The sequence below is a fragment of the Phaeodactylibacter sp. genome, assembly GCF_040219495.1.
Taxonomy (GTDB): Bacteria; Bacteroidota; Bacteroidia; order Chitinophagales; family Saprospiraceae; genus Phaeodactylibacter.
This window is the reverse complement of sequence record NZ_JAVJSK010000017.1, coordinates 1-12,051: the sequence shown is the minus strand read 5'-3', so window position 1 is coordinate 12,051 and position 12,051 is coordinate 1. Positions and strand designations below refer to the sequence as shown.

Here is a 12,051-nt window from a genome sequence, read left to right as displayed (position 1 = left end):
ATTAAATGACCGCAAAATCGAATGCTATGGTTCGTAAAGCGCTGATTTACAACGCAAACCTGCTCAAATTCACGCTCAGCCTGCCAGCCTAAAAGCACTTCAGGCTAGCGCCGGACAGAAAACAGCGCCCGTTTGTAAATCTAGGGTAGACTAAAGAAGAAATTTTGACTCTTTATTACAGTGTTTATGAAGGTGCCTTTTGTGTAAGACATGGATCGAAGTGATGCAAAGGTGATTCAGGGGCTACCAAAAAATCACGTTCATAAACGCTGTTATAGCTTTATTGCGAAGCTGATGTCCTGTAGGGGCGCACCCCTGCTTACTATAATTAGTCAAAATCCAAATCTGCCATACTTTATTGCAACCTCAAGCCTCCCTTTGCAGTATAAACAAAACACAGGTAAATGGCGTGCCCCTATAAAGTATTGCTGATCTTATCGCACTTTCCGTCTCCTGTCAGGTTTTACAGATAGAGCGCTTATGAGCGTACTGGGACTTTACTTTTGGAGCGAATGCAGCCAAATTTTGTTCTGATCAAGGCGTGATACCTTTAAGAATGGGATTAAAGGGGTCCATTCTTGAATCACATAGCCTTAGCTACGTAACCGACCTGTCCGTGCCCCGTCGCCGGTGGGCTTTGGCCACCGGAGACCGTACAAGACTATGGCAGGCGGGAGAACAACGAAGAGCAGGACAAAATTTGACAAGAGCAGCCCGAAGTGTAAACCCCTAACACGCTCTAAAGTCTCAATACACTCTTACAGAGCTATTGTTCAATAATTTTAAAGCCTCCACAATATGGTTACCTCTGAGAAAGATGATAAAGTTTATGAAAAAGCCATTACCTGGGTCAAGCAAAGAGGTTACTCCAGGGTAAAGGCGAATGTGGAAAATGAGGAGATTGAAAAGCCGAGTTCTTTTAAGCAGCCACCTGCTTCTCCAGACGAGGAGGAGTCCTACATCACGCCAGACATTACAGCCGTGATGAGGGGTAATAAATGCTACTTCGAAATTGCCATGAAGTCGGACAACAAACAGGACCTCATTACCAAATGGAAGCTGCTCGACCGGGTGGCCTCTATCAAAGAGGGGAAGTTTTTTCTCTTCACCCCGCATGGTCACCGGGCTTTCGCAGACCGGCTCATCAAACAGCATGATATTAACGCAACGCTGATCAACATTTAGAGCGCGTTGTTCAGAACGAAATCTGCCGGCATCCGCTCCAAAAGCGAATGCGCAATAGGGTCTGAGATACCGGTTCAACTACTTTCTTCAACAATTTTAATCGATAGTTATTATGATAGATCGCAGCATCAAAGTCAAAGTATTGAAAGAAACGTCAAAGACAGTGACTGTACATTTGACAACTTTAAACAGGAAAATGCCTGTTCCCCGCAAGGAATTTGAAAAGCGGGTAAAGAACGGCCTTTACGAAGTAATTGGTGGTTACGAAGTAGAGGCTGAGGAGTAAGCTACTTCTGTATCAGTCGTTTCGTACCTACACACTGGCCATTTTCGAGATAAAAACCGATCAGGTATGTGCCAGCGGGCAACCCTGTAAGGCTCATTTGCTGCCCCTCGGGCTGAATGAGCCTTACTTGCTTGCCCTGCATTGTAAAAACCCGGATATTCAGGGGGTCGGCAGAATCCCATCTGATCTCAACGGTATCGCTGCCGGGGTTAGGGTAAACTTCTACCCTCTCCATATTTAAGTTGCCCTCCTGCAGGTCACTGGCTATCGCAGCAAACAGCCATTCGTAAGCAGGCGGGAATTCCCGCCTCCAGTACCATTCTGAATGCGTACCGTCCGGGTGCCCCACCGTATTAATTTCTGAAACCGAGAAGCCTGCTGCCAAAAGCGCCTGCTCCATGGCTAGCATATCGACCACCTGCTGCTCGCTACTGCCTTCCTGCTCACCCGCTATCATATAAATCCGCATATCCTCCTGCTTGCCCTGATTGCCAACGTGGGCATAGCACTCGTCCGCAAACCAGAAAGAAGCCGAGAACACGCCTGCCTTGCTGAATACATCTTGGTGCTCGATAGCAGCGTACAGCGAAATCAGCCCTCCCATAGAAGACCCCATGATGCCGGTGAAATCACGCTCCGGGCGAGTGCGGTACTGCGCATCAATATAAGGTTTCAGGGTCTCCACAATGAAGTCAACATAAGCATCGCCCTCTCCCCCACCATAGCTGGGGTTTACCCAGGGGCTGTACTCGTCCAGGCGGGAACTGCCGCCATTATCTATACCCACCACGATCACGCCGGCATCCCCCTCTTCAAACAACGTATTCAGCGACTCGTCGACTTCCCATTCCCCGAAAGCAGCAGTGGCAGCATCAAACAGGTTTTGCCCATCTTGCATGTACAGGACCGGATACGTCGCGGTCGAGCTATTGTAATCCGGTGGCAGATAAACCCAAATCCGCCGGTCCCGGTCCAGCTGCGGCATGTAGAAGTCCTCTGCAATAACCGTTACATTATCTGCGGCAGTGGAATTACCAGGGCTGTCACCCTCCCAGGATAAAATTTCCAGGTCGACTTCCAGTACGCCCCCCGGATACTCAAGCGAGCGGTTGGGGAGAAAGCCTCCATCGGCATTCCCCTCTACAGTGGCCCAACTGCCACGCGTGAACTTAAACATGAGCGTGCCGGGCTCCGGCTCGAAAGTCAGTGTGTAGGTACCATCAGGCTGCGCGGCCAACGCAAAATCCGAAGCCCCCTCATCCCAGCCATTGAAGTTACCGGCTGCGTAGATGGTCGCCCCTGCAGGTGTATTGCCGGGCACCTCCGTGATGGTAAAGGTCACCTGCGCAATTGCAGTAAGCCCAATCGCAATCCATAAAGCAGTAGCAAGGAATAAACGCCTCATTTTTTTTTGGCAAATATACACCTTTCACCCAACCCTTCATCGGATATTGCTCGTCTGGCTTTTTGGAAGTCATCGGGAATAGATCCATTCTATTTTTCACAAAATGATTCACATGAAAAATTTCCCGACTTTTTATTATCTCATCGGCCTGCTGAGCTTGTCGCTCGCCCTGCCTTCCTGTGTGCAGGATAGCTGTGAAGCCACCGTGGTCTATCAGGGGTTCGAGCCCGTATATGCCAAGCCGGAAAACTTCCGGCTCCCTATTGAATACCAACCGCCGCGCCATTTGGAAAACCCCGGTAAAATTTACGTCTACCAGGATATTTTGCTCATTAACGAGCGGGAGGAAGGAGTCCACATCATCAACAACAGCAACCCGTCCTCCCCTGTGCCTATCGGTTTCGTGGAAATCCCGGGCAATGTAGATATGGCGGTGCGGGGCAATATGCTCTACGCTGATAACTACGTAGACCTTGTTGCCATAGACCTCACCAACCCGGAGAGCCCGGTATTTGCTGGCCGTACCGAAGATGCCATCCCCCATCAGGGCTACGATGAAGAGCTCGGCTATCTGATCCGCTACGACCAAATACCCGTGACCGAAGAAGTGCCTTGTGACCAATACGCAGGGGTCTCTTTTCGGAGAGGCGGCACTATTTTTATTGACGTGGCTGCGGGCGGCGGTGCATTCGACCTTTCGAATGAGTCTTCCGGGCAGGCACAGGATGTAGGCGTGGGCGGCTCTATGGCCCGTTTCACCCTTGCACAGGACCACCTTTATGTCGTAGATGAATACAACCTGCATGTTTTTGGCCTCGCAGCTCCCAAACAACCCGAAAAGCTCACTACCGTAAACGTCGGCTGGGGCATAGAAACCCTGTTCCCATACGGTGATAAGCTATTCATTGGTGCCAACAACGGGATGTATATCTTTGACAACAGCGTGCCTACTGCGCCGGTCCAACTATCCCTATTCCAGCACGCTACAGCTTGTGACCCGGTATTTGTAGACGGGAATACAGCCTATGTGACCCTGCGCGACGGGCAGGAGTGCGAGACTTTTACGAACCAGCTTGATGTGGTAGACATCACCTCGCTTACCAATCCCGTGCTCATCAAAAGCTTTGAGATGCACAATCCGCACGGCTTGTCTAAGCTGAATAATGCCCTGTACATTTGTGAAAACGAGCAAGGCGTCAAAATCTTTGATGCTACTAACCCCGAAACTATTGGCAGCAACCAAATTGGAAAAATGACAGGCTTCCAGGCCTACGATATCATCACCCTGCAGGGCGATTTGGCTATTGTGATCGGCGAAGATGGACTGTATCAGTACGATATTTCAGACCCGGCTGCACCACGCCGGCTCAGTAACCTTTTATCGTTGTAAGAGATACTATGTATAGCAGCTCTAAAATAATGCACCACATGAAGCCATGGAAAGCCGCCCTGCTGTTGATGTTTCTAAGCCTTACGCCATTATTGGTTAAGGCGCAGGCCACCGCAGGGGTCGGCGAACAGGAAGTATTCAGGCCCCACCTGCAGCACGAGGTGCAGTACGGCAACCTGTTTGGAAATGATGGGCAGGAAGTGCAAAACGGGGTATCCCTGCAATATATTGGCACCTACCGGATAAACCCTTATCTTGCCATAGGTGCAGGCTTGGGTGCCCAAACTTATCGTTTCAACAGTGGGTACAGTTACTTCCCCTTTTGGGCAGTATTCAAAGGATATATACCGGCTGCCGGGCGTGTCCGCCCTTTCGGGCAAATTGCCCTGGGGTATGGCCTGGCACTCAACCGAAAGGAAGAGGATCTTCTGCTGGTAGATGCCAGGGGCGGTTTCAACGCCAACAGCGCTGTGGGTATTGAGATCCCTGTGCATGAGGAGTTAGGGCTTTTGATAAGTTTGGGGTACCAATACCAGGCCGCAGAGTCGACTTATGATATTGCAAATTGGTGGCTGACGGACTCTAAGGAAATTCAGCAACTTAGATTCCGGCGTATCCACCTACAGTTAGGTGTTAAATTTTAGTATGGCGAAGGATGCATCCGCATATACCGATGAAGAGCTGGTCAGAGGCTGCCTGAACAACAAACGGCTGTCTCAGGAGATGCTCTACCGCAAGTACTTCAACAGTATGATGCGGATGTGCCTGCGCTATACCCAGGATAAATCGGTGGCACTGGAAATCCTGAATACGGGTTTCCTGAGGGTGTTCAAAAAGCTGGAAAAGTATTCGTTCAGCGGTTCATTGGAGGGCTGGATCAGAAGGCTGGTTTTCCACAGCCTGTCCGACTACTTCAAGAAGCACAACAATCAGGTCCACTTTCTCGATCTCGAAGAACGGGATGGGCCGGCGCCAGACAACGCCCTGAGCCAGCTTTACCTGGAAGACATCCTCAAGCTGGTCTCCTATTTGCCGGATGCTACGAAGGAAGTTTTTTACCTGTACGCCATTGAAGGCTACACGCATGTGGAAGTTGCCAAACAGCTCGGCATTAGCACGGGCACTTCTAAATGGCATCTTTCCAATGCCCGAAAACGATTGAAACAGTTAATCAGAACGCATTATAACCATGCAGGATAACAATACACCGGAAGTGAATCCGGAATGGGTGGAAGAAGGCTGGTCAGGCATGAGCCAATTGCTTGATCAGGAGATGCCTGTTCCAAACCGCCGCCCCGTTGCCAGGCCTTGGTGGGCAGCAGCGCTATTGATGGTCGTGCTGAGCATAGGTTTCCTGTGGTTACAGGGCATTGGCGCCACCATGCAAGCTGTCGGGCAACTCCCCGTACCGGTAAAAGGTGGGGCTGCCCCAACTTTAGCAAGCTCTGGTGCGGTCGCCCCGCCGGCTGCTGATCAGCGCACCCTACGGCCCGCTGCAGCAGAGGCCTTAGCTCCTCAGCAACAAGCCGTGCCCCCTCCTCCTGCTGATTTAATGCCTACCCAAACCGCAACAGTGCAAACGCCGCCTTCTCCGGCCCAATTTGCCACGCAGTCCACCGCAGTAGAACAGCCCAGGGATGAGCCTGGAACAACAGCAGTCGCTGCCTCCGGAAATACCAAGGCCCAACCACCCGCAAATGCCCTTACGGATCTGTCCCCGGCACGCATTCTGGCAACGCCCTACCCTACACTCCTCAAGGCAAAACAACACCCTGCAGATTTTTCTGCCACGCTCCGCAGCCACCCCACAGCAACCCGCAGCCGATGGGGGGTTGGACTCCTGCTCAGTGGCCTGTATGGCCCGGAACAACCTACTGCCGGCTTTGAAGCAGGCACCTTCCTTTCCTGGCAGGCACCGGGCATAAAATGGTACGGGCGCCTTCAGTTGTCCTATCTACAAATTGCTGCCAATCAGCAGGTAGACGAAAGGCAATTCGCCGCTTCGGTCAGACCGATGGCAGCGGCTCCTGCTCCCGCTACTTTGGTTACTTTTAGTGCTGCTGTTGAGACCCTGCACCTGGCTGGCATGGCACTGTATACAGGATATCAGGTTACACCAAGACTAGGGCTTGAAGGAGGGCTGTTTTCCGCCTATCTGGTGAATGCCAGGCAAAAAAACTCCTGGGCTGAAAACTTAGAGACCAATAGTGGTGGCGGGACAGATGGCAGTCAGGCAGACCGGACAGCACTCAACAGCACTCGTCATTTTACCTCTGCTACCGGGCTCGCCCGATGGAATACCGGATGGGCTGCCGGAATCCGTTACCGCATCAACGGCAATTTGGCTACAACGCTCCGGTATCAGGCCCCGTTCGGCAACTTCCTTGAAGCCACCAACCCAACCAGTATAAACAACAACATTTCCCTGTCACTTTTTAGACATTTTTAAGTTCAGTCTGAAGGATATCTTCCATACCTTTCTGGCTCAGAAATCCGGAGACCCTGACGATAATGAATACGCCTAAGCTAGAAGAAGGCTTTAGTCTTCTTAAGTATACTTTTGTGTTTGTGCTATTGCTAGTCTGCTATCCGTCATCTGGCCAGATTAGTACGCAACAGTTCATTCATTTTGATATTGCGGACGGGCTCCCTTCTAAGGTCATTTACAGTACCCAACAGGATAGTACTGGTTTCATCTGGATAGCTACAGACGTTGGTCTTGCCTACTTCGACGGCTATGCCTTCCATACCATGACCACTAAGGATGGCTTGCCTGGTAATGATATTATTGACACCGACTATGTGAATGGTAAACTTTGGGTCAATACCTTGGGGCCACTCTCTTACATCACGCCCGATTTCAAGATTCATCAGGCGCCCGTTTCCTCTACTGATTTTTCCAGTTATATCGACCATCAGTTTGTACAGGACGATTCTTCGCTCTGGATCTCCCGCTATAATGCACTTTTCCTGCTCGACCACAACTCCCTGCTCCGCAAGCCGGTGAACCCTTCGATCTTGCTGGATAATGACACTGAGTACTGGGTTTTTGAGCATCAGAGTGATCCCTGGATGATGAGAAAAAAGAAAGGGCGCAAGATCGAACTCCTTCAAATTGCTGGCAATCAGATCAATAAACGTTTCCAGATTGGAGAACCCAACGATGAAATCTTCTTCTTCTACCAAACTTCCAAGGGCAAGTACCTGTATTGCCACTTTAATGGCAATATTGTTGTCATCAATACGGATACTGGCGTAGTTCGTACCCTCATTAAAGGAAGAGACCTGACCAGCCAAATCATTCTGAACGGTGACCAACTGTGGATTGTACAACCCCGGAACGGCATTGAAATTTTCAAACTACAGGAAGATACCCTGGCCGTTTATCAAAAAACGCTCCTGAAAAGCCTGCAACCAGCAAGTGCCCTGCAAGACCGGGAAGGCAATCTATGGATTTCCACACTCGGCAACGGGCTCTTTTTCCTGCCCAGGAAGGCTGGCGCTATACATGTGCTGCAAAAAGAAAACGGCCTTTCTGAAAATACGATTAACAGCTTGGTGGCTAATGAAAGCTTTTTAATTACCGGCAACCGGAGTAACCTTCTGGAATTTTTTGAAGCCGATCAAAACGGAGAAGTGGCGCTGGTAAATCGCCATCAATTGAAAGACAAACCGAACTTCTCCATCACCAACCGGATCTTAAAAATTATAACCACCGGCCCGGACCAGTACTTTTTGGCTACTGACATCGGGTTGATCCATTATTACCAGGGCAAAGAAGAACTGCTCCTGGGGGAATCTATTAAGAACCTGAAATTGGGCCCAACAGGTGAATTGCTCATATCCAGTCACAAAGCGGTCTGGAAAATTGCGGCCTCAAGACTAGCGGCATTCCCGGCTTTCCCCTATCGCCAGAATCCAAAGACCCGCATGGCATACGACATCGAAAAAGTTATTGATGGACGGTCTTATGCCAGTGGTATGGACTACAGCGGGCACATTTGGGCGCACACCATAGCCGAAGGGCTGATGCAAATTACGCCCACGGACACGGTCTACTGGAAAGAACGGGACCCTGTTTTCTCCACACAGGTCGTCGACCTTGTTATTTTGGCAGACAGTACAATCTGCCTGGGCACCAGAGGTGATGGGCTGATTTTGATCAAAAACAATCAGTACCGGCTCCTCAATCAGGACAACCTTCTGGCCAGTGACTTCATCAACGTGCTTTACAAGGATGACCGTGGTGATTTGTGGGTCGGCACCAATAAAGGCTTATCTCACTGGCCATCCCCTTCCTTCAATATGAACGACGCTTCGCTCATCACGTACAGCAAGTCAGACGGGCTGCTTTCCAATGGCATCAATGATGTGACGGTGTGGAAAGACCAGGTATTCATTGCAACCAACGAAGGCCTGATGTATTTCAAACCCAGCGAAATTATTAAGGTTTCCAATCCACCCAAACTAGTGCTCTACCCGCCGGAAGTGAATGACTCGTTAGTGATAGCAGCGGCAGTAGCTGACCTGAGTGCAGATGAGAACAATATCCGGTTCAGATTTGCGGCCCTCAATTATCAGGACCGAAATACCACTACCTTCCTCTACAGGCTAAAGGGGCTCGACCAGCACTGGCAAGCCACCAAAACGCCAGAGGTACGCTATCTTGGCCTGCAGCCGGGCAGCTATGCTTTTGAGCTGAAAGCCATAACCGACAAAGGGCTCGAAAGCCAGATCAGCACTCCTTTTTACTTCAAGATCGACCGGCCCTTTATGCAGTCTCCAATCTTTTACTGGCTACTCATCATTTTCGGGTTCGGGATTTTGATGGTCCTGCTGCAAAACGAAAACCGAAAAGTAAAAAACCGGGAGCTCAATCAACTGGTAATGGACAAGACCAAAGCGCTAACGGCACAAAATCAGGTGCTCGAAGAGTCTAATATCAAGCTCCGCAGGTCCAATCAGGAGCTGAACCAATTCGCCTACGTTGCTGCTCATGACCTGAAATCCCCTTTACGCAATATTTCCGGATTTGTGCAACTCCTGCGCCGCCGTGCCAAAAAGAAACTGGACGCGGAAGAACTGGAATTCATCGATTTTGCAGTGAAAGGGACTCAGCAACTGGAAAAGCTGATTGACGACCTTCAGGCTTATTCTCAAATTACGTCTTATGCCCAGGAGAGAACGTGGCAGGAGGTAGCCGATATCGTTCAAAATGCTATTACCCATCTCCCTGAATTACAGGATGAAAACGCTATTGAACTAAAAAAACCGCTGCCCCAAATCTGGATTAATACACAGAATGGGCAACTCCTTTTTTACCACCTGCTGTCCAACGCTTCCAAGTTCCGTCATCCGGACCGCCCACTGCAAGTAAAGATTGGCACCACACAGTATAAAGGTCAAACCTGCTTTTACGTCAGGGACAACGGCATAGGGATCGCCCCTGAGTACCAGGAAAAGATTTTTAAGATTTTCCAGCGCCTCCATACCAGCAACGATTATCCGGGAACCGGTATTGGACTGGCGATCTGCAAAAAAATCATTGAAGAAGAGGGTGGGAAAATCGGGCTGTCTTCAGCGGAAGGACAGGGAGCAACCTTCTACTTCTCCTTACAAACGAACTTAGAGCGTGTTGGGACTTTTGGCTTCTAAGTCGAAAACCAACCATTTTTTGTTTAGACGAGGCACGAAAACCAGAGTTTAGCCATAGCTGAATAGCCTGTCCCGCAGTTTGCAGGAAGGATTTTCGGGACGAAGTATAATCAAACCTGCCTGCGTGTCGAACACTTCGGTCTCCGGTGGCCAAAGCCCACAGGCGACGAGACACAGGCAGGAAAGTGTCCCGGTGCACCTGGACAAACTGATTACTAAATTCCCAACACCCTCAAAAAAAGGGAGGCAACTAACGCTGCCTCCCCCTTTCTGACCTGATGCCAGCATGTTTTCCAGCGCAATTGAAACACGCGCTGAGCAATGGACGGTTACTTGTTCACCACCAGATTAATCTGAAGGTCAAACTCATCGTAAATCGTCTTGTCGCCCAAGTTGTCAAAGAAACTGCCCGAGCCGTAGCGCACGTTGAACTCAGAGCGGTCTACAACCACTTCAGCTACCGCTTTCGCCTTATCGCCCATGTCTTCCAGATCAGCCTGGAACTTAATCTCTTTGGTGATATCCTTGATGGTCAGGTCACCTACAATCTTGTACTCTCCCGGCTTACCACGGGAAACCACCTGAGTGATTTCGAAACTTGCAGTGGGATGGTCTTCCACACCAAAAAAGTCTGCTGATTTCAGGTGGCCCACCAGCTTCTGATTCCACTCGCCTTCCAGGTCTGTATTGGAAATGGAGGTCATATCGATCACAAAGCGGCCGCCTGTGAGCTTATCCCCGTCAAATTCCAGTTCGCCTGACTTAAGTTGAATATTGCCCGTGTGAGAACCGGTCACCTTGTAGCCGTTCCATACGATGTCACTTTCCGCTACGCTTATCGTGCGGCGCTCTTTTTCGCCCTCTACCGGGTTAGTGAAACTCATGCCGATCATTGCGATGGCTGCCAGCATAACAGAGAAAATACTTGCCTTTTTCATAATGGTTTGGTTTGATTGTTGTTTTATAAAGTGGATAACAGCGTTACCCTATTAATGTTTAAACTTTGAATGGCACAAATATAGAAGACTTAGATCGAAGTTGCAACATTAAAATGAAAATTTCTTCCAATCGCCTTAATAATCGTAGCTTTACGCCCCGCCCTGACTACAAATATTAATTCTAATTTTTATGAAGATACTGATCATTGGTGGTGGGAATATGGGCCTGACCTACGCCCAGAGTTTCCTCCGCTCCCACATTACCAGCAAAGAAGACATGATGATCCTGGAGAAGTCCCCGCAAAAAGCAGCGGAGCTGGCCAAGAAAGACATCGGTACGGTATACGGCCGCGCTGAGGACTGCATCAAGCAATCCGACCTCGTCATTTTTGCGGTTAAACCTCAGGACGCAACGGTACTCCTGGAGCATATCAGCCCGCTGATTGATACACAGCAGGTGTTTTTATCCATCATGGCAGGCGTTAAAATATCTACAATATCGGAAAGCCTGGGGGCAGAGAAGGTGATCCGCGCCATGCCCAACCTGCCGGCACAAATCGGTATGGGCATGACGGCTTTCACTTCTTCCGATGCCGTCACCCGGATCGAGCTCGTCATGGTCCAAAACCTGCTCAACACTACCGGCAAAACCGTTTACGTGGAAAAAGAAGAAGCCATTGACGCTGCTACGGCTATCTCCGGGAGCGGCCCGGCCTACGTCTGGTTCTTTATGAAGTCGATGATGGACGCTGCCCGTAGTATGGGCTTTTCCTACTCAGAGTCGGAGCTGCTCGTGAGTCAAACCTTCCGGGGTGCAATTGAGCTCTTCAACAAAACCGACTTCACCTGTGAGGAGTGGATAGCAAAAGTCTGCTCCCGGGGCGGTACTACAGAGGCAGCCCTGGCTTCCTACGATAAAAACCTGGTCCGTGACGATATTATCGCGGGCGCACAGGCCGCACTGGAACGGGCAGTGGAACTGGGGAAGAATTAAATCTTACAGGGCAGAAGAATTGAAATGGCCACGCAAAGAAACTACCCTTCGTGGCCATTTTAGAGCATGTTTGGAGCGGTTTCGTCATGAAAATCAAGGATTTATGGTTCTGGCAAAGTCACTAAATTTGAGTTTAGCGGGCTAAATGAAAATTTAGTGAGGAAGTCAGAGCTTGCCCCGCATTTCTGCGGGGTTCAT

The 12,051-nt window shown here is 49.9% G+C and carries 9 protein-coding genes; 7 read left to right on the top strand and 2 right to left on the bottom strand.

Annotated elements, in window-relative coordinates; translation table 11 throughout:
- The first annotated feature begins 798 nt into the window (after window positions 1-798).
- On the top strand, window positions 799-1,185 hold the full coding sequence (locus RIC19_RS03160; RefSeq protein ID WP_350176755.1) for a hypothetical protein: 387 nt from the start codon (window positions 799-801) through the stop codon (window positions 1,183-1,185).
- Window positions 1,186-1,472: 287 nt separating this feature from the next.
- Here RIC19_RS03160 and RIC19_RS03155 read toward each other — a convergent pair whose 3' ends face one another.
- Window positions 1,473-2,876: an alpha/beta hydrolase-fold protein gene (locus RIC19_RS03155; protein WP_350176753.1), complete on the bottom strand. Its 1,404-nt coding sequence runs from the start codon at window positions 2,874-2,876 to the stop codon at window positions 1,473-1,475.
- Window positions 2,877-2,988: 112 nt separating this feature from the next.
- On the opposite strand from RIC19_RS03155, the gene RIC19_RS03150 reads away from it, so the two are divergent.
- The 5 genes from RIC19_RS03150 to RIC19_RS03130 all read left to right on the top strand — a co-directional run bounded on the left by RIC19_RS03150 (window position 2,989) and on the right by RIC19_RS03130 (window position 9,921).
- The gene (locus RIC19_RS03150; protein ID WP_350176751.1) at window positions 2,989-4,266 is read left to right on the top strand and encodes an LVIVD repeat-containing protein; all 1,278 of its coding nucleotides are present in this window, start codon (window positions 2,989-2,991) and stop codon (window positions 4,264-4,266) included.
- Between the two features lie 38 nt (window positions 4,267-4,304).
- A complete protein-coding gene (locus RIC19_RS03145) occupies window positions 4,305-4,910 on the top strand; it encodes an outer membrane beta-barrel protein (RefSeq protein ID WP_350176749.1) in 606 nt (201 codons plus the stop codon).
- Window position 4,911: 1 nt separating this feature from the next.
- Window positions 4,912-5,466 carry an RNA polymerase sigma factor gene (locus RIC19_RS03140; protein WP_350176747.1) on the top strand — a complete coding sequence of 185 codons (555 nt, stop codon included), beginning with the start codon at window positions 4,912-4,914 and terminating at the stop codon, window positions 5,464-5,466.
- Complete coding sequence (locus RIC19_RS03135) at window positions 5,456-6,715, top strand: hypothetical protein (RefSeq protein WP_350176745.1); 1,260 nt, start codon at window positions 5,456-5,458, stop codon at window positions 6,713-6,715. The genes RIC19_RS03140 and RIC19_RS03135 overlap by 11 nt, the downstream gene beginning before the upstream one ends.
- Window positions 6,716-6,777: 62 nt before the next feature.
- Window positions 6,778-9,921 carry an ATP-binding protein gene (locus tag RIC19_RS03130; protein ID WP_350176743.1) on the top strand — a complete coding sequence of 1,048 codons (3,144 nt, stop codon included), beginning with the start codon at window positions 6,778-6,780 and terminating at the stop codon, window positions 9,919-9,921.
- A 329-nt stretch (window positions 9,922-10,250) separates the two neighbouring features.
- On the opposite strand, the gene RIC19_RS03125 is transcribed toward RIC19_RS03130, so the two are convergent.
- Window positions 10,251-10,859 carry a YceI family protein gene (locus tag RIC19_RS03125; protein ID WP_350176741.1) on the bottom strand — a complete coding sequence of 203 codons (609 nt, stop codon included), beginning with the start codon at window positions 10,857-10,859 and terminating at the stop codon, window positions 10,251-10,253.
- Between the two features lie 190 nt (window positions 10,860-11,049).
- Here RIC19_RS03125 and proC point away from each other — a divergent pair, with 190 nt between their 5' ends.
- A complete protein-coding gene (proC, locus tag RIC19_RS03120) occupies window positions 11,050-11,853 on the top strand; it encodes a pyrroline-5-carboxylate reductase (protein ID WP_350176739.1) in 804 nt (267 codons plus the stop codon).
- The last annotated feature ends 198 nt before the right edge of the window (window positions 11,854-12,051 follow it).